19 protein-coding genes are annotated in these 18,442 nt (G+C 60.5%); 5 read left to right on the plus strand and 14 right to left on the minus strand.

What is annotated here, in order from left to right; all coding sequences use genetic code 11:
* Window positions 1-94 precede the first annotated feature (94 nt).
* Window positions 95-610 (plus strand): GspH/FimT family pseudopilin, encoded by a 516-nt coding sequence (locus tag BT116_RS18180; protein ID WP_063324308.1) that lies wholly within the window; start codon window positions 95-97, stop codon window positions 608-610.
* On the opposite strand, the gene ispH is transcribed toward BT116_RS18180, so the two are convergent.
* The 6 genes from ispH to murJ form a co-directional block, all read right to left on the minus strand.
* Complete coding sequence (gene ispH / locus BT116_RS18185) at window positions 587-1,534, minus strand: 4-hydroxy-3-methylbut-2-enyl diphosphate reductase (RefSeq protein ID WP_063324307.1); 948 nt, start codon at window positions 1,532-1,534, stop codon at window positions 587-589. The genes BT116_RS18180 and ispH overlap by 24 nt on opposite strands.
* A gap of 108 nt (window positions 1,535-1,642) precedes the next feature.
* The gene (fkpB, locus tag BT116_RS18190) at window positions 1,643-2,080 is read right to left on the minus strand and encodes an FKBP-type peptidyl-prolyl cis-trans isomerase (RefSeq protein ID WP_063324306.1); all 438 of its coding nucleotides are present in this window, start codon (window positions 2,078-2,080) and stop codon (window positions 1,643-1,645) included.
* The gene (gene lspA / locus BT116_RS18195) at window positions 2,073-2,585 is read right to left on the minus strand and encodes a signal peptidase II (protein WP_063324305.1); all 513 of its coding nucleotides are present in this window, start codon (window positions 2,583-2,585) and stop codon (window positions 2,073-2,075) included. Before lspA ends, fkpB begins: the two co-directional genes overlap by 8 nt.
* The gene (ileS, locus tag BT116_RS18200) at window positions 2,578-5,409 is read right to left on the minus strand and encodes an isoleucine--tRNA ligase (RefSeq protein WP_072346131.1); all 2,832 of its coding nucleotides are present in this window, start codon (window positions 5,407-5,409) and stop codon (window positions 2,578-2,580) included. Before ileS ends, lspA begins: the two co-directional genes overlap by 8 nt.
* 13 nt (window positions 5,410-5,422) lie before the next feature.
* On the minus strand, window positions 5,423-6,361 hold the full coding sequence (ribF, locus tag BT116_RS18205) for a bifunctional riboflavin kinase/FAD synthetase (RefSeq protein ID WP_063324303.1): 939 nt from the start codon (window positions 6,359-6,361) through the stop codon (window positions 5,423-5,425).
* 129 nt (window positions 6,362-6,490) lie between these two features.
* Window positions 6,491-8,029, minus strand: coding sequence for a murein biosynthesis integral membrane protein MurJ (gene murJ / locus BT116_RS18210; RefSeq protein WP_072346135.1), 1,539 nt, complete (start codon window positions 8,027-8,029; stop codon window positions 6,491-6,493).
* A gap of 254 nt (window positions 8,030-8,283) precedes the next feature.
* Here murJ and rpsT point away from each other — a divergent pair, with 254 nt between their 5' ends.
* A complete protein-coding gene (rpsT, locus tag BT116_RS18215) occupies window positions 8,284-8,562 on the plus strand; it encodes a 30S ribosomal protein S20 (RefSeq protein ID WP_003185593.1) in 279 nt (92 codons plus the stop codon).
* Window positions 8,563-8,732: 170 nt separating this feature from the next.
* On the opposite strand, the gene BT116_RS18220 is transcribed toward rpsT, so the two are convergent.
* The 6 genes from BT116_RS18220 to rplU all read right to left on the minus strand — a co-directional run bounded on the left by BT116_RS18220 (window position 8,733) and on the right by rplU (window position 14,724).
* Window positions 8,733-10,769: a toxin-antitoxin system YwqK family antitoxin gene (locus BT116_RS18220; protein WP_072346164.1), complete on the minus strand. Its 2,037-nt coding sequence runs from the start codon at window positions 10,767-10,769 to the stop codon at window positions 8,733-8,735.
* 81 nt (window positions 10,770-10,850) lie between these two features.
* Window positions 10,851-11,306, minus strand: coding sequence for a CreA family protein (locus BT116_RS18225; RefSeq protein ID WP_003205733.1), 456 nt, complete (start codon window positions 11,304-11,306; stop codon window positions 10,851-10,853).
* Window positions 11,307-11,315: 9 nt separating this feature from the next.
* Entirely contained in the window at window positions 11,316-12,434 is a 1,119-nt protein-coding gene (gene proB, locus BT116_RS18230) for a glutamate 5-kinase (RefSeq protein WP_072346137.1), read from the minus strand.
* Window positions 12,435-12,702: 268 nt separating this feature from the next.
* Complete coding sequence (gene cgtA / locus BT116_RS18235) at window positions 12,703-13,926, minus strand: Obg family GTPase CgtA (RefSeq protein ID WP_003205736.1); 1,224 nt, start codon at window positions 13,924-13,926, stop codon at window positions 12,703-12,705.
* A 190-nt stretch (window positions 13,927-14,116) separates the two neighbouring features.
* Complete coding sequence (gene rpmA, locus BT116_RS18240) at window positions 14,117-14,374, minus strand: 50S ribosomal protein L27 (RefSeq protein ID WP_053153633.1); 258 nt, start codon at window positions 14,372-14,374, stop codon at window positions 14,117-14,119.
* A 35-nt stretch (window positions 14,375-14,409) separates the two neighbouring features.
* Complete coding sequence (gene rplU, locus BT116_RS18245) at window positions 14,410-14,724, minus strand: 50S ribosomal protein L21 (protein ID WP_007950961.1); 315 nt, start codon at window positions 14,722-14,724, stop codon at window positions 14,410-14,412.
* Window positions 14,725-14,963: 239 nt separating this feature from the next.
* On the opposite strand from rplU, the gene BT116_RS18250 reads away from it, so the two are divergent.
* The 3 genes from BT116_RS18250 (at window position 14,964) to BT116_RS18260 (ending at window position 16,978) form a co-directional block, all read left to right on the plus strand.
* Window positions 14,964-15,932, plus strand: coding sequence for a polyprenyl synthetase family protein (locus BT116_RS18250; protein ID WP_072346139.1), 969 nt, complete (start codon window positions 14,964-14,966; stop codon window positions 15,930-15,932).
* A gap of 240 nt (window positions 15,933-16,172) precedes the next feature.
* Complete coding sequence (locus BT116_RS18255) at window positions 16,173-16,514, plus strand: zinc ribbon domain-containing protein YjdM (protein ID WP_072346141.1); 342 nt, start codon at window positions 16,173-16,175, stop codon at window positions 16,512-16,514.
* Between the two features lie 206 nt (window positions 16,515-16,720).
* Window positions 16,721-16,978 carry a PA4570 family protein gene (locus BT116_RS18260; RefSeq protein WP_003205743.1) on the plus strand — a complete coding sequence of 86 codons (258 nt, stop codon included), beginning with the start codon at window positions 16,721-16,723 and terminating at the stop codon, window positions 16,976-16,978.
* Between the two features lie 135 nt (window positions 16,979-17,113).
* Here BT116_RS18260 and BT116_RS18265 read toward each other — a convergent pair whose 3' ends face one another.
* Complete coding sequence (locus BT116_RS18265; RefSeq protein ID WP_003205746.1) at window positions 17,114-17,731, minus strand: BamJ family beta-barrel-assembly machinery protein; 618 nt, start codon at window positions 17,729-17,731, stop codon at window positions 17,114-17,116.
* Between the two features lie 203 nt (window positions 17,732-17,934).
* On the minus strand, window positions 17,935-18,423 hold the full coding sequence (locus tag BT116_RS18270) for a TIGR00645 family protein (protein ID WP_003205748.1): 489 nt from the start codon (window positions 18,421-18,423) through the stop codon (window positions 17,935-17,937).
* Between the last annotated feature and the right edge of the window lie 19 nt (window positions 18,424-18,442).

An 18,442-nucleotide genomic window follows, 5' to 3' on the forward strand; every position in this document is an offset into this window, starting at 1 on the left:
TGGGGCCGCTGCGCAGCCCAACGGGGATAAATCCCCTCGCCACAATGGGCTATAAAACCTGAATCCGCTTCACATTCTCCAGGGAGGAGATGTCATGCACCAACAGGGCTTCAGCCTCATCGAACTGCTCATGGGACTGGCGATTGCGGCAATTGTTCTGCCGTGGGCCAGCGCAAGCTATACCGCGCTGGTCGAAGCCACCGAGCGCAAAGACGCCGCGCAGTTGCTGGCCAGTGGTTTGCGCATTGCCCGCAGCGAAGCCATCACGCGCAGCCGGACCGTCGTGATCAGGGGGATAGACAACGATTGGGGCCGAGGTTGGCGCATCACCCTGGACGATAAGGAGAAGACCTTGCTGATGGAGCGCAGCGGTCGCGCGCGAGTGATAGGCAACCGGCCGGTGAAGCGTTCGGTGAGGTTCGGCAGCCAAGGGCAAGCGTTACTGCCCAGCGACGCATTCCAGGCCGGCACACTGCATGTCTGCGCCAAACGCGAGCCGGTCAGTCACCATCAGGTGGTGCTGGCGCGTAGCGGACGCATCAGCCTGCGCAGCGAGAAAGCCGAGCAGGCATTGTGCGGAAAAGGCTTAAAGCAGGGAGCGAACGCGTAGTTCCTTGGGCATGGAGAAAGTGATGTTCTCCTCGCGACCGGCCAACTCATCGGCCCCGGTAGCACCCCAGGCCTGCAATTGCTGGATCACACCGCGCACCAATACTTCCGGCGCGGAAGCGCCAGCGGTGATGCCGATGCGCTCGACCCCATCGAACCAACTGCGCTGCATGTCCTCGGCACCGTCGATCAGGTAGGCCGGGGTGTTCATGCGTTCGGCCAGTTCACGCAAGCGGTTGGAGTTGGAGCTGTTCGGGCTGCCGACCACCAGCACCACGTCGCACTCGTTCGCCAGTTGCTTGACGGCATCCTGACGGTTCTGAGTGGCGTAGCAGATGTCGTCCTTGCGCGGACCACCAATGGCCGGAAAGCGCGAGCGCAGGGCATCGATCACACGGCTGGTATCGTCCATGGACAAAGTGGTCTGGGTGACAAAAGCCAGGCTCTCAGGGTTGCGAACCTGCAGGGCCGCAACGTCCTCCTCGTCTTCGACCAGGTAGATCGCACCGCCGTTGCTGGCATCGTATTGGCCCATGGTGCCTTCGACTTCCGGATGGCCTTCATGACCGATCAGGATGCATTCACGACCATCACGGCTGTAGCGCGCCACTTCGATGTGCACCTTGGTCACCAATGGGCACGTCGCGTCGAAGACCTTCAGGCCACGGCCGGCGGCTTCGGTGCGTACTGCTTGGGAAACCCCGTGGGCGCTGAAGATCACGATGACGTCGTCGGGCACCTGGTCCAGTTCCTCGACGAAAATCGCCCCACGGCTGCGCAGGTCTTCGACGACGAATTTGTTGTGGACCACTTCGTGGCGCACGTAGATCGGCGGTCCGAAGACTTCCAGGGCGCGATTGACGATTTCGATCGCCCGGTCCACACCGGCGCAGAAGCCACGGGGGTTGGCGAGTTTGATTTGCATGCTGTGCCTCGTGTCTTGCGCGCAAGAAATTGAATCAGTGCAATCCAGTGTGGGAACGAGCTCGCTCCCACACTGGATCGGGTGGCAGCAGAAGCCGCCCGTCAAATGTTAAACCGCCTTGACCTCAAGGATTTCCACTTCGAAGTTCAAGGTCTTGCCGGCCAATGGATGGTTGAAATCCACGGTCACCTGGGCGTCATCGAACGCCTTCACCACACCTGGCAGCTCGGTATTGGCCGCGTCGTTGAAGATCACCAGCAAGCCCTGGGACAGTTCCATGTCCTGGAACTGGGAGCGTGGCATGGTCTGCACGTTTTGCGGGTTGGGCTGACCAAAGGCGTTTTCTGGCGGTACGACCACGGTGCGCTTGTCGCCGGCCTTGAAGCCGAAGATCGCTGCTTCGAAGCCTGGCAGCAGGTTGCCATCACCGACCTTGAACACCGCCGGCGCCTTGTCGAAGGTGCTGTCGACGGTGTCACCGTTTTCCAGGTACAGGGCGAAGTGAAGCTTCACTTCAGTGTTTTGAGCGATACGCTGCTCAGTCATGGACGGCTTCTCCGGTTTTCTTGCTCTTGAACATGTCCAGGGCGAGCATCACCGCGCCCACGCTGATGGCACTGTCGGCAAAGTTGAACGCCGGGAAATACCAGCGGTTCTGCCAATGCACCAGGATGAAATCGATCACATGGCCCAGAGCAATCCGGTCGTAAAGATTGCCCAGTGCGCCACCGAGCACCAACGCCAGTGCCACGGCCAGCCAGGTCTCGTCGCGGCCCAGGCGTTTGAGCCAGACCACGAGCACAGCGCTGACCACGACAGCGATCAGGGCGAACAGCCAGCGCTGCCAGCCCGAGCTGTCGGCCAGGAAGCTGAACGCTGCGCCAGTGTTGTAGGCCAGGGTCCAGCTGAAGTAGTCAGGGATGACCACGATCTGCTGGTACAGGGTCAACGAGCTTTCGAAGTAGAACTTGCTGGCCTGGTCGATGACCAGTACCAGCACGCTCAACCACAGCCAGCCCAGCCGTCCGAAACGGCCCGCCGTGTTAGGCATAATGACGAACCTCACCGCTGCCGCTGATGTTGTCGACACAACGACCGCAGATCTCTGGATGCTCCGGGTTCACGCCGACGTCTTCGCGGCAGTGCCAGCAACGGGCGCACTTGGTGTGGTTCGACTTGACGATCTTGAGCTTCAAACCGCTGACCTCAGTGGTCACCGCATCGGCCGGCGCCTGCACGAAAGGCGCGACGCTAGCGGTAGAGGTGATCAGCACGAAGCGCAGTTCGTTGCCCAGTTTGGCCAGGTCGACGTCCAGGGCTTCTTCGGCGTAGAGGGTCACCTCGGCTTGCAGGTTGCCACCGACGGCCTTGGCCGCGCGCTGGATCTCCATTTCCTTGTTGACCGCTGCCTTGACCGCCATGATCCGGTCCCAGTAGGCGCGGTCCAGCTCGAAGCCTTGGGGCAACTCGGTGAGGCCTTCATACCAGGTGTTGAGCATCACCGATTCGTTACGCTCGCCCGGCAGGTATTGCCACAGCTCGTCGGCGGTGAATGCCAGGATCGGTGCGATCCAGCGCACCAGGGCCTCGCTGATGTGGAACAGCGCGGTCTGGCACGAACGGCGCGCCTTGCTGTTGGCGCCGGTGGTGTACTGGCGGTCCTTGATGATGTCGAGGTAGAAACCACCGAGTTCCTGCACGCAGAAGTTGTGGATCTTGGAGTAGACGTTCCAGAAGCGGTATTCGCCGTAGTGCTCCTGCAATTCGCGCTGCAGCAACAGGGTACGGTCCACGGCCCAACGGTCCAGCGCGAGCATTTCTTCGGCCGGCAGCAGGTCGGTGGCCGGGTTGAAACCGGTCAGGTTGGAAAGCAGGAAGCGCGCGGTGTTACGGATCCGCCGGTAGGCGTCCGCGCTGCGCTGCAGGATCTGCTCGGAAACGGCCATCTCGCCGGAATAGTCGGTGGACGCCACCCACAGGCGCATGATGTCGGCGCCCAGGGTGTCGTTGACCTTCTGCGGCGCGATCACGTTGCCCAGGGACTTGGACATCTTGCGGCCAGACTCGTCGACGGTGAAGCCGTGGGTCAGCAGTTCGCGATACGGCGCGTGGTTGTCGATGGCGCAACCGGTCAGCAACGAGGAGTGGAACCAGCCACGGTGCTGGTCCGAACCTTCCAGGTACAGGTCGGCACGCGGGCCGGTCTCGTGGCCCATCGGGTGCGAACCGCGCAGCACGTGCCAATGGGTGGTGCCGGAGTCGAACCAGACGTCCAGGGTGTCGCTGATCTTGTCGTACAGCGGCGCTTCGTCACCCAGCAGCTCGGCGGCATCCATCTTGAACCAGGCCTCGATGCCTTCGACTTCGACGCGCTTGGCCACGGCTTCCATCAGTTCAACGGTGCGCGGGTGCAGCTCACCGCTTTCCTTGTTCAGGAAGAACGGGATCGGCACGCCCCAGTTGCGTTGGCGGGAGATGCACCAGTCTGGACGGTTGGCGATCATCGAGTGCAGGCGCGCCTGGCCCCAGGCGGGCACGAACTGGGTCTCTTCGATGGCCTTGAGCGAACGCTGGCGCAGGGTGTCGCCAGTGGTGGGCTGCTTGTCCATGCCGATGAACCACTGCGCGGTGGCGCGGTAGATCAGCGGGGTCTTGTGGCGCCAGCAATGCATGTAGCTGTGTTCGATGACGGTGGTGTGCAGCAGCGCGCCGACTTCGGTCAGTTTGTCGACGATGGCCGGGTTGGCTTTCCAGATGAACTGGCCGCCGAAGAACTCCAGCGACGGCACGTACACGCCATTGCTCTGCACTGGGTTGAGGATGTCGTCGTTGACCATGCCGTATTTCTTGCAGGTCACGAAGTCGTCGACGCCATAGGCCGGTGCGGAGTGAACCACGCCAGTGCCAGCGCCCAGTTCCACGTAGTCGGCCAGGTACACCGGCGACAGACGGTCATAGAACGGGTGACGGAAATTGATCAGTTCCAATGCCGAACCCGGTGCGGTGGCCAGCACCGAGCCTTCGAGGTTGTAGCGCGCCAGGCATGATTCGACCAGCTCTTCGGCCAGCACCAGCAGCTTGTCGCCGACGTCGACCAGGGCGTAGTTGAATTCCGGGTGGACGTTCAGCGCCTGGTTGGCCGGGATGGTCCACGGGGTGGTGGTCCAGATCACGATCGACGCCGGCTTGGCCAGCTTGCCCAGGCCGAAAGCCGCGGCGAGCTTGTCTTCATCGGCGATCGGGAACGCGACATCGATGGTCGAGGACTTCTTGTTCTCGTACTCGACTTCCGCCTCGGCCAGGGCCGAACCGCAGTCGAAGCACCAGTTCACCGGCTTGAGGCCCTTGAACACGAAGCCACCCTCGACGATTTTCGCCAGGGCACGGATTTCGCCGGCTTCGTTCTTGAAATCCATGGTCTTGTACGGATTGGCGAAGTCGCCCAGCACGCCGAGGCGGATGAATTCGGACTTCTGCCCTTCGATCTGCTCGGTGGCGTAGGCACGGCACAGCTCGCGGGTCTTGTCCGCGCCCAGGTTCTTGCCGTGGGTCACTTCCACCTTGTGCTCGATCGGCAGGCCGTGGCAATCCCAGCCCGGGACATAAGGCGCATCAAAACCCGACAGGGTCTTGGAGCGAATGATCATGTCCTTGAGAATCTTGTTCAGCGCGTGACCGATGTGGATGGTGCCGTTGGCGTACGGAGGACCGTCGTGCAGGACGAACTTCGGACGATCCTTGCCAATTTCGCGCAACTTTCCGTACAGGCCAATGCTGTCCCAACGCTGCAGAATCTGTGGTTCGCGCTGAGGCAGGCCGGCCTTCATTGGGAAGGCGGTGTCCGGAAGGTTTAGCGTGGCTTTATAGTCGGTCATTTAAGGCTCTTCATTAGCGATTGGCGCTGGTTGCGACAAGGGCACGGGCGGCGGCGATATCTGCATGGATCGCCGTCTTGAGCGCCTCCAGAGAGGCAAAACGCTGCTCTTCACGCAGCTTTTGGTGGAAAACCACCGTCAAACGCCGGTCATACAGATCGCCGGCAAAATCCAGAACATGTACTTCGAGGTGGGCCTTGCCATCCCCTTGGACCGTGGGCCGTACGCCGATATTGGCGACACCGGGCCAGGTCTTGCCGTCGATCTGGACGCTCACCAGGAACACCCCGGTCAGCGGCACACGACGACGCTTGAGTTGCACGTTGGCCGTCGGCGTGCCCAATTGGCGCGCCAGTTTCTGCCCGTGCAGGATCCGTCCGGCAATCCGGTACGGTCGGCCGAGCAAGCGCTCGGCCAATTCGAAGTCGGCAGCCGCCAGGGCATTGCGGACCTGGGTGCTGCTGACGCGCAGGCCATCGATCTCGACCGTCTGCGCCGCTTCGACGGTGAAGCCTTGGACGATACCGGCCTGTTGCAGGTAGTCGAAATCCCCCGACCGGTCACAGCCGAACCGGAAATCATCGCCGACTTCCAGATGCTTTACGCCCAGACCGTCCACCAGGATCGTGTCGACGAACTCGGCGGCGCTGAGCTTGCTCAAGCGCTGGTTGAAGGCCAGGCACAGGACCCGGTCGACGCCTTCGGCGGCCAGCAATTGCAGCTTATCCCGCAACCGGGCCAGACGGGCCGGGGCGGTGTCCGGGGCGAAAAACTCCCTGGGCTGCGGCTCGAAGATCACCACGCAGCTCGGCATACCCAATTCCAGCGCACGCTCGCGCAGCCGCGCCAGGATAGCCTGGTGGCCACGGTGAACACCGTCAAAGTTGCCAATAGTGGCGACACAGCCCCGATGTTGGGGGCGCAGGTTGTGGAGGCCTCGAACCAGCTGCATAACGCGCTTCTTGCTCATAAAGTGGCCGATTATAACCACACCCGGCGGCCGACGACAGGCAACACCGCACCCCAAAGTGATCGAACCGACAAAACCACTGCCCGCCCCGGGATTATCGAGGGCTTGCCCTCAGCTCAAGGCCTTGCGGTTGAAGTCACGCAGACGGAACCCCATCAGTAGCAACATGCCGAAATACGCCACCACGCCGGCAACCACCAACGCTCCCAGGCGCAGGAAACGCGCGAGCATCTGCCCTTCGCCCCACGCCGGCATGAAATGCATCGCCCCCAGCAAAACCGCCGACATCACCGCCACGGCCACCAGCAGCTTGAGGCCGAACTTGCCCCAGCCCGGCTGCGGCTGATACATCTTTTGCCTGCGCAGTTGATAAAACAGCAACCCGGCGTTGAGGCACGCGCCAGCGCTGATCGCCAGGGCCAGGCCGGCGTGAGCCAACGGACCGATGAGCAACAGGTTGAACAATTGGGTCATCACCAGGGTGAAAATAGCGATTTTCACTGGCGTGCGAATGTTCTGCTGGGCATAGAACCCCGGCGCCAGCACCTTGATCACGATGATCCCGAGCAGGCCCACTGAGTAAGCAATCAGCGCACGCTGGGTCATCAGGGCGTCGAAGGCATTGAACTGACCGTACTGGAACAGCGAAACGGTCAATGGCTCGGCCAGGATCCCCAGGGCCAGGGAACAGGGCAGGACCAGCACGAAACACAGGCGCAGGCCCCAGTCGAGGATGCGCGAATATTCCTGGCGGTCCTGACTGGCGTAGGTCTTGGCCAGGGTCGGCAACAGGATCGTGCCCAGGGCCACACCCAGCACGCCGGACGGCAGTTCCATCAAGCGGTCGGCGTAATACATCCACGACACCGAGCCGGCCACCAGGAACGAGGCGAAAATGGTGTTGATGATCAGGGAAATCTGGCTCACCGACACCCCGAGGATCGCCGGCAACATCTGCTTCATCACCCGCCACACGCCGCTGTCGCGCAGATTCAGCCGTGGCAGGACCAACATGCCGATCTTTTTCAGGTGCGGCAGTTGATAGAGCAATTGCGCCAGCCCCCCCACCAGCACCGCCCAGCCGAGGGCCATCACCGGCGGATCGAAATACGGCGTCAGGAACACCGCGAACACGATCATGCTGACGTTGAGCAGGGTCGGCACAAAGGCCGGTACGGAAAAACGGTTCCAGGTATTGAGGATCGCCCCGGCCAGGGACGACAGGGAAATCAGCAATATATAAGGAAAGGTCACCCGCAGCAGGTCCGAGGTGAGCTGGAATTTTTCTGGCGTATCAGTGAAGCCCGGGGCCGTGGCCCAGATTACCCATGGCGCGGCGAGCATGCCGGCCGCCGTGACCAGCGCCAGCACCAACGTCAGCAGGCCGGTGACGTAGGCAATGAATGTGCGGGTCGCTTCGTCGCCCTTCTGGCTTTTATATTCCGCCAGGATCGGCACGAAGGCCTGGGAGAACGCCCCTTCGGCGAAGATCCGCCGCAGCAGGTTGGGCAACTTGAAGGCGATGAAGAAGGCGTCGGTGGCCATCCCGGCGCCGAATATCCGTGCGATCAGTGTGTCGCGAACGAACCCCAGGACACGGGAAAGCATCGTGATAGAGCTGACGGCAGCCAACGATTTGAGCAGATTCATGAAAAGAGTATTTGCCTGTCGATAAACAGCAGGCGAACAACGCGCCCACTTGTGCGATACTCCGCGCCGCTAAACAGTGCAGAGCCAAAGCCCGCGAGTTTACAGGTCGTACGCCGGAAAGAAATCCTTCGGTGCGCAGCACCTGCCATTCAGCGGAACGCGTCACCCGCCCTTGACAAGACTTCAACTCATCGGCATGATTCGCGGCCTATTTTGTTTGCTATTTCCTAAAAAGTCTTTCGAGGAGCTCGACGGTGGCCAACACACCTTCCGCCAAAAAACGTGCAAAACAGGCTGAGAAGCGTCGCAGCCACAACGCCAGCCTGCGTTCCATGGTCCGTACCTACATCAAGAACGTAGTCAAGGCCATCGACGCAAAAGACGCTGAAAAAGCTCAAGCTGCTTACGTTCTGGCTGTGCCAGTTATCGACCGCATGGCCGATAAAGGCATCATCCACAAGAACAAGGCTGCTCGCCATAAGAGCCGTTTGAATGGCCACGTAAAGGCCCTGAACGTTGCCGCTGCTGCCTAAGCGACGCGCTCGTTAAAAAACCGACCTCAGGGTCGGTTTTTTATTGCCCGCAATTCCCCCCCCTTGCGGGAGCAGTGGATCAGCTTGCCTTGATACTGAATGCACCACCACATCGCGAGCAGGCTCGCGATGGCGTCAGTGAAAACAGACATCTCCACTAAAGCCCTGCACTATTCCCCAAAATTGAAAACCACCGGCTTGGGCGGAGGACAACCACCAGGCGGCGGGAAATTCTGCACACCCGCCTCGTCGTATCCAGTGTAACAACCCACTATCTTGTCATCCTTGAAATTCATGCGACGCTCAACCACACCCGTCGGGTAGTAGTAGACCGTCTCACCTTCGCGCCTGGCGTACGAGTAGTCCTTGTATTCGCGCCCCTCGACCGTTATCAGGCGAAAGCCCTGCTTGGCTTCAGAGTACTTCAACTGGCCATCGGGGTAGTACTTGTTGTGAGTCACGCGATCATCAGGTCCCAGCAGCACCTCCCGGACCTTGCGCCCCTCCCGGGTGTGGCGGGCACTTTGCTCATTACCGAACAGATAATCACTCTCCGAGTCGAAATGCCCGTTGTTGAAAGCCCCGCGCTGCTTGCCGCAAAGCTTGATACGGGTGTATTTCCCATCAGGCACGTGGCAATAGTTCCTGTCCGCTATCAACACCCCAGTCGCATCAAATGACTGCACGTTACCAATGGGCTCACCCCCCTCGTACGTTGCCACCGTATCGGGCTGACCATTGGGGTGATAGAGACGCAAGGCGCCCACTCGCGAACCATGGCGCCACGAGATATCCGAAAGCAGCACGGCACCGTCATCGGTGTAGGTCAGCGCCCGCCCCTCGATCTGGCCGTTGGCATAACTGGCCGAATAGGTGAGCTTGCCATTGGCCGCGTAGGTTTCTCTCAATCCATCCAGGACACCCGCGCGGTAATGCTCGACGAGCCGCAACACACCTGCGGCATCCACTTCGCGCAATTCGCCTTGCTTCTTGTCGGCAACAAAATCCACAACCTGGACACCACCGCCGTCCATTCTCAAGGTCCAACGACCTTCCCGGACGCCCTGCGCATAACGCCCCTCACCCCAGGGCATTATCCAGTCTCCGTGCTGCTGCCCCGCCACGAAATCGCCGCGCTGGACAACCTCACCATGACGCACGCGCTCGGAAGGCCCGTCGAGATCACCCTGTTTGTAAGTATCGAAGCCGGACATCAGCTCCTCATCGTCACGCGCCTCGATCGTCCAGCGCCCCTCATAGAAATCGTCGACGATCATGCCCTTGGAAACCGCACCCCCATCACTGACGACCCACGGCCCCTGGCGCAGTCCGTCCACATAGGCGCCGGTAGACGCGTAGCCCGACTCGTCGAACTCCGCCCACTGGCCCGACCTCTTGCCCTGGACATAGGCACCCAGCGCCCAGAGCCGCCCATTGCCCAAGGCCGCCCAGGCCCCATCCTCGGAGCCCTGGTACACCGCCGGATCGGTTTCCCAGGCCATCCTGCTGACACGATAGGCAGAGCCCACATCCTCGTCCCGAGGCGGCACGCGCTCATAAGTCAGCGTGAGCCAGCGTCCTTCGCGCTGCTGGAAAGTCTTTTTGTAGGTGTCGCGATGAGGGTCCTCTGGCGGCTGCCCCACTGACGCCGGGACACCGTCGACGCCGAAGTACCCCACCAGCGTGCCACTCGCAGGCTCCAGCGAGTCGAACTCGGCGATACCGGTCTTGGGCAACACGGCGCTGTAATCGTAGGGCGGCAACTTGCCCAGCTCCTTCTGGACCAGCGCAGCAGTGAGGACCTTGCGATCAGCGGCGATACGATCCAATACCGGCTGCAATGTCTCGAGCCGGCGATACCCGCCGGTGGACGGCACGAACCGATAACCCTGAAGAGCGTACCGCCCCTTTGCCCGTGACAGCACGACCAACGTCTGGAGATCACTGTCGAGGCTGGCGTAGAACACCGACTCGACACTCGCATCGCCATACCTGTCGAGCACTTGCGGGACGCCATCCGGCGAATCACACAGGCACGAGTAACCTACGACACCTTCGGCCTCGCGGATAAATGCCAGCGTCGCTCCACTCTCCTGGGAAGTTTTTATCAGCGGATGGGCCAGGTTTTTTTCGCTATAAAACGGCTCGGCCAAAGCCCCGACGGAGACCGAACAACCCAATGCAAACAACAGCAAAAACGCACGCATACGAATCCCTTCGCGCCAAAAGCACAACACATCCATGGAGATAAAAAAAGCGAGCCGATCGGCTCGCCCGTCATTCGCTACTTAACGCCAAGGCAAGATCGGAATAGCCGTCACCGCGTTCTGCGGGCTGCCCTCGATCACGCGATCGCTGTAGACCAGGTACACCAGCGTATTGCGTTTCTTGTCGAGGAATCGCACCACTTGCATGGTCTTGAACACCAGCGAAGTGCGCTCACGGAACACCTCTTCGCCGTCCTTGAGCTCACCCTTGAAGCTGATAGGCCCGACCTGGCGGCAGGCGATGGACGCCTCGGCGCGATCCTCGGCCAGGCCCAGGCCACCCTTCACGCCGCCGGTCTTGGCCCGCGACAGGTAACAGGTCACGCCATCCACCTTGGGATCGTCGAACGCCTCGACCACGATCCGATCGTTCGGCCCGACAAACTTGAACACCGTCGACACTTGGCCAATTTCTTCGGCCGAAGCCAGCAGCGGCACAGCCAGCAACAAGCCGATCAATCCTTTTGCCAAACCCATGATTTTTCCTTAGACGAGGATCAGGTTGTCCCGGTGGACCAGTTCAGGCTCCGCCATGTAACCCAACAGACCGACAATCGCATCAGACGACTGACCGATAATTTTCTGTGCTTCCAGGGCGCTGTAGTTGGCCAGGCCACGGGCGATCTCGCGACCATCCGGGGCCACGCACACGACCATTTCGCCCCGACGGAAACTGCCTTGCACCAACTTCACACCCACCGGCAGCAGGCTTTTGTTGCCTTGGGACAGGGCCATCACCGCACCAGCATCCAGTACCAAGGTGCCACGGGTCTGCAGATGCCCAGCCAGCCACTGCTTGCGCGCCGCCAACATGCCACGCTCCGGCGAGAGCAAGGTGCCGATGCGCTCGCCAGCTTTCAGGCGATCCAGCACCCGCTCCAAGCGCCCACCCACGATGATGGTGTGGGCCCCGGAACGCGCCGCCAGACGCGCAGCGCGCAGTTTGGTCTGCATGCCACCACGACCCAGCGCACCACCCGTGCCACCCGCCACCGCGTCCAGCGCCGGATCGTCGGCACGGGCTTCGTAGATCAGCTTGGCGTCGGGATTGTTGCGCGGATCAGCATCGAACATGCCGTCGCGATCCGTGAGGATCACCAACAGATCCGCCTCCACCAGGTTCGCCACCAGCGCGGCCAGGGTATCGTTATCGCCGAAACGGATCTCGTCGGTGACCACCGTGTCGTTCTCGTTGATCACCGGGATGACTTTCAGCTCCACCAGCGCGCGCAAGGTACTACGGGCATTGAGGTAGCGCTTGCGGTCGGACAGGTCATCGTGGGTCAGCAGGATCTGCGCCGTATGGCGACCGTGCTCGGCGAAGCTTGATTCCCAAGCCTGCACCAGGCCCATCTGGCCGATGGCGGCGGCAGCCTGCAGCTCATGCATCGCGCTGGGTCGCGACGTCCAGCCCAGGCGGCTCATACCGGCGGCTACAGCCCCGGAAGAGACCAATACCAGCTCGACGCCAGCCTCATGCAAGGCCACCATCTGCTCGACCCACACCGCCATTGCCTGGCGATCCAGGCCCTTGCCATCCGCCGTCAGCAGTGCGCTGCCGATCTTCACGACCCAGCGCTGCGCACCCGTCACCTTGCTCCGCATCATCTTCAACCTTTGCCAGCGAACAGCGCGACCCAGCGCCGCCCATGGGATTATTCGTATTTGCGTTTTACAGATACCAAAACGCCGCTCGAATGAGCGGCGCCTTGGAAACCGGCTGGTTGCGATGATAACACCGCACCGAAACACTTGAACCTGTGGGAGCGAGCTTGCTCGCGATTGCATGGGGCCAGCAATATTTGATACCGGCTGTCACAGCGCTATCGCAAGCAAGCCAGCCCCCACAGGCCTTCACTTCAACTGAGCAGCATCAGTCGCGAACGTAGATGATTTCCGGACCGTCTTCGTCATCCACGTCTTCTTCATCCCAATCGTCATCACCAATGTCATGGACCGACTTGACACCACTGCGACGCAGCGCACGCTGGTCGTCCAGCGCCTGCAACTGGGCACGGGCCTCGTCTTCGATGCGCTGGTCAAGCTCGGCCAGCTCTTCCTTGTAGGCCGGGTCATTGGCCAGGCGATCGGCGCGATCTTCCAGGTAACGCATGATGTCGTGACACAGGCGCTCGGTGCCCTCTTTGGCGATGGCCGAGATCACGTAGACCGGACCTTCCCACTCCAGGCGATCGACGATTTCCTTGACCCGCTCCTCATGCTCTTCTTCAAGGATCTGGTCGCACTTGTTCAGCACCAGCCAACGGTCGCGCTCGGCCAGGGCCGGGCTGAACTTGGTCAGCTCGTTGACGATGACTTCGGCGGCATCGGCAGCACTGGTTTCATCCAACGGCGCCATGTCCACGAGGTGCAACAACAGACGGGTACGGGACAAGTGCTTGAGGAAACGAATCCCCAGGCCTGCGCCCTCGGAAGCCCCTTCGATCAACCCTGGAATGTCGGCGATTACAAAACTCTTCCAGCGGTCGACGCTGACCACGCCCAGGTTCGGCACCAGGGTGGTGAACGGGTAATCGGCCACTTTCGGCTTGGCCGCCGACACCGAGCGAATGAAGGTACTTTTACCGGCGTTCGGCAAACCCAGCAGACCCACGTCGGCCAACACTTTCATTTCCAGCTTCAGGTCACGCTGCTCGCCTGGCTTGCCTGGCGTGGTCTGGCGCGGCGCACGGTTGGTACTGGACTTGAAACGGGTGTTGCCCAGGCCGTGCCAGCCGCCATGGGCGACCAGCAAACGCTGGCCAGCCTTGGTCAGGTCGCCAATCACTTCCTGGGTAGCCGAATCGATCACCGTGGTGCCGACCGGCACGCGCAGGATCAGGTCTTCGCCCTTCTTGCCGGTGCAGTCGGTGCTGCCGCCGTTGGAGCCACGCTCGGCATCGAAGTGCCGGGTGTAACGGTAGTCCACCAGGGTGTTGAGGTTTTCGTCGGCGAGCATGTAGATCGAGCCACCATCGCCCCCATCACCGCCGTTAGGGCCACCATTTTCAATGAACTTTTCCCGACGGAAACTCATGCAACCATTGCCGCCATCACCGGCCTTTACTCGAATCGATACTTCATCAACAAACTTCATGACACACGCCTCTCGCCATACGGACGAGCCAAAAAAACAAGACATAAGACTCTTGCAAAAATGAGCGCAGCGACCTGATGACACGCCCCAACCGCAGCGCCGACAGCCCATACAAACAGTTTTGCAAGAGACTCACCCCACAAACGAAAAAGCCCCGTCGCAAGACAGGGCTTTTCCAGCGGTCTCGCAATTAAGCTGCGATAACGCTTACGTAACGACGACCGAAGGCGCCTTTTACTTCGAACTTGATCACGCCTTCGATTTTAGCGAAGAGGGTGTGATCCTTACCCATGCCCACGCCGTAGCCAGCGTGGAATTGGGTGCCGCGCTGACGCACGATGATGTTGCCTGCTTTGATAGCCTGGCCGCCATACATCTTCACGCCAAGGCGTTTGGCTTCTGAGTCGCGACCGTTACGGGTACTACCACCAGCTTTTTTGTGTGCCATGAGTTCAATTCTCCTAGTGAGGAATTAGGCTGAAATTAAGCCTGAATACCGGTGATTTTGATCTCGGTGTACCACTGGCGGTGGCCCATGCGCTTCATGTGGTGCTTACGGCGACGGAACTTGATGATGCGGACTTTATCGTGACGACCTTGGGAGATCACTTCAGCCACAACGGTAGCGCCAGCAACGACTGGAGCGCCGATATTCACGTCATCGCCATTGGCGACCAACAGAACGCGATCAAAAGTCACGGATTCGCCGGTAGCGACTTCCAGTTTTTCGATCTTCAGGTATTCACCTGGGGCGACCTTGTATTGCTTGCCACCAGTAACAATTACTGCATACGACATGGTATTTCTCCGATAATCCTGCTCACCCAGCGCTTTATAAGAAGAGGTATTGGCTGGCATGGCTGCATGGGCTGGAAGGCCCGGATGCAATTGCGTAAGGCAGGTGCTGCCCAGGAAGTTCAGGGTGCGCGATTGTACGCAAGCCGCGAGAGCCTTGCAAGTAGCCGTCTATCGCGCCTTGACACCTGCGGACGTGGGTCCTAGCATGCCGCGCAACCCTTCTGGAGCACCTGTCGCTGATGCAACCCCAAGCTTTCTACCGCGCGGTGGCGGACGATTTTAGCGCCGTCGACGGCATCATCAAGAAGCAGCTGACTTCCCGCGTGCCTCTGGTATCGAAAATCGGCGACTACATCACTTCGGCCGGCGGTAAACGCCTGCGTCCTTTATTGGTGCTGCTGTGCGGCAAGGCCCTGGGTCGCGAAGGCGACGACATGCGCTTGCTGGCCGCTACCATCGAATTCCTGCACACCGCGACCCTGCTCCACGACGACGTGGTCGACATGTCCGGCATGCGCCGTGGCCGTTCGACCGCCAACGCCATGTGGGGCAATGCTCCCAGCGTATTGGTGGGCGACTTCCTCTATTCGCGCTCGTTCGAAATGATGGTCGAGCTGGGCTCGATGCCGGTGATGAAGATCCTGTCCCAGGCCACGCGCATCATCGCCGAAGGCGAAGTGCTGCAGCTGTCCAAGGTACGCGATGCCAGCACCACCGAAGAAACCTACATGGAAGTCATCCGCGGCAAGACCGCGATGCTCTTTGAAGCCTCGACCCACAGCGCCGCCGCCCTGGCCGGTGCCAGCGCCGAGCAGAGCGAAGCGCTGCGCACGTTCGGCGACCACTTGGGCGTGGCCTTCCAACTGGTGGACGACCTGCTCGACTACAAGGGCGATGCAGAAACCCTGGGCAAGAACGTCGGCGACGACCTGGCCGAAGGCAAGCCGACCCTGCCGCTGATCTACACCATGCGCGAGGGCACGCCTGAACAGGCAGCACTGGTTCGCCAGGCGATTCAGAAAGGCGGGATCGAAGACCTGGAAAGCATCCGTGTCGCGGTCGAAGCATCCGGTTCGCTGGAGTACACCGCGAAACTGGCCCGGGACTACGTTGCCCGCGCGATCAAATGCCTCGACGCCCTGCCGGCCAGCGAATACCGCGATGCGCTGGTGGAACTGAGCGAGTTTGCGGTCGCCCGTACTCACTAACATCCCTGGGGCTTCTTTGTGGCGAGGGGATTTATCCCCGCTGGGCTACGAAGCAGCCCTAAAAGTCATTCCCCGTGCTCCAAGCAGATTGGGTTGAATCCTGCTCTTGGGGCTGCTGCGCAGCCCAGCGGGGATAAATCCCCTCGCCACAGATCTCCGAACGCAGCCCCGCCACCCTGCTTTCCACAAAACCCTATATAATGTGCGCCCTTTTGCCCTCCTGATACCCAAGGAACCTTAGTGAGCACGTTGCCTCCCTGCCCGAAATGCAATTCCGAATACACCTACGAAGACGGTACTCAACTGGTCTGCCCGGAGTGTGCCCATGAATGGTCCGCCAGCGGCGAAGCTGAAACAGCGTCCGACGATACCGTGAAGAAAGATTCGGTCGGCAACGTCCTGCAGGACGGCGATACCATCACCGTGATCAAGGACCTCAAGGTCAAGGGCACGTCGCTGGTGGTCAAGGTCGGCACCAAGGTCAAGAACATCCGCCTGTGCGAGGGTGACCACGACATCGATTGCAAGATCGACGGCATCGGCCCGATGAAACTCAAGTCCGAGTTCGTAAGAAAAGTCTGATACTGCTGTATTCCATCCCATACCCCGCGTGTGGGATGGAGCTTCGCCCTCTCCGCTTCGCCCCCATTTCTCGGCCGTTAGCCAACTGCCAGCCGTTCTGAGCTGCCATAACCCACCGTCAGAAAAACAATCGCAACGCCAATAGAGCCTTGCTATTTAGCGAATAAGAATTATTCTCATCGAAACCCATCAAGGAGATGAGAACCATGACTTATTTGATCGATGCCTGGCTGGACCGCCCACATCCCTATCTCAGGATCCTGCATCGGGAAACCGGGGAAGTCTGTGCAGTGCTTGAAGAAGAAGCCTTGAACGAGCTGCAGGACCAGGGGGATCTGGACCTCAATAGCCTCAATTCCAGTGAGCCATTGGTGCTCAAGGAACTGGTGCGCAATCTGTTCCTGTTCTGCTACGCCCGGGCATTGCGCCCGACGGGTGATTTCAGTGGCAGGTTCCACGGATGAGCAAAAATAACCTGTGGGAGCCGAGCTTGCTCGCGATGGCGGTGTGTCAGTAACGACAATGTCGACTGGCTGTCCGCTTTCGCGAGCAAGCTCGCTTCCACAGTTTTTTGTCCGGCTGTAAAACCGGACAGAGTCTTACAGTACGTCCAACAACTCGACGTCAAACACCAGCACGCTGTGCGGTGGAATGCTGCCAACGCCTTGAGCGCCGTAAGCCAGTTCGCTCGGCACGTACAGGCGCCATTTGCTGCCGGCGTTCATCAGTTGCAGGGCTTCGGTCCAGCCTGGGATCACGCCGCCAACCGGGAATTCGGCTGGCTGGCCACGATCGTAGGAGCTGTCGAACACAGTGCCGTCGATCAGGGTGCCGTGGTAATGGGTACGCACCTGGTCTTCACGGGTCGGCTTGGCGCCTTCACCTTGGGTCAGCACTTCGAATTGCAGGCCGGAAGCCAGGGTGGTGATACCTTCACGCTTGGCGTTTTCGGCCAGGAACGCACGGCCTTCGCCAGCGGCGGCTTCAGCCTTGGCAGCGGCTTCGGCTTGCATGATTTCACGAATGACCTTGAAGCTGGCGGACATCTCGTCCTGGCCCACGCGGCTTGGCTTGCCGGCGAACGCGTCGGTCAGGCCGGCCAGGATGGCGTCCAGGCTCACGCCCGGTGGCGGGTTGTCGCGCAGTTGGTCGCCCAACTGACGGCCAATGCCGTAGCTGACGCGGGTTTCGTCGGTGGACAGGTTAACTTCGGACATGATGCTGCTCCGCTGTGCGGACGGCTCGAGAGTTGCCGTGCGTGACACAGCGCCTCCCGGAGCGCCCGGAACCAAAAGGGCGAGCAGACTAGCACAGATGCCACCGCGGGTGACGAGCCCCCACGTCAAAGCAAGCCGCCAGAAACGACAACGCCCGCCTGCAATTCTACAGGCGGGCGTTGCGCCAGCGTGGAGAACGGACCTCAGTGCTTGGTCAGTTTGTCCAGGTAGCCCATGGCAAATGCCGAGACCACGAAAGTCATGTGGATGATCACGTACCACATCAGATGCTCGGGATCGACGTTCTTGGCGTCCATGAAAATGCGCAGCAGGTGGATGGAGGAAATGGCCACGATCGAGGCAGCGACTTTCATCTTCAGCGATGAAGAGTCCATGGTGCCCAGCCAGTTGAGCTTTTCCTTGTCGTCGCCGATGTCCAGCTGCGAGACGAAGTTCTCGTAGCCGGAAATCATCACCATCACCAGTAGCCCGCCCACCAGCGCCATGTCGATCAACGACAGCAGCACCAGGATCAGGTCCGACTCGGCCATGGAAAACACGTTGGGGATGACGTGAAAGACTTCCTGGAAGAACTTCAGCGCCAGGGCCAGCAAGCCCAGGGACAACCCGAAGTAGATCGGCGCCAGCAGCCAACGGGAGGCGTACATTGCGTTTTCGATAAAGCGTTCCATTGAATCTCATACCAGGGCT

The sequence above is a fragment of the Pseudomonas sp. NFACC16-2 genome, from assembly GCF_900119205.1.
Lineage (GTDB): Bacteria > Pseudomonadota > Gammaproteobacteria > Pseudomonadales > Pseudomonadaceae > Aquipseudomonas > Aquipseudomonas fluorescens_Q.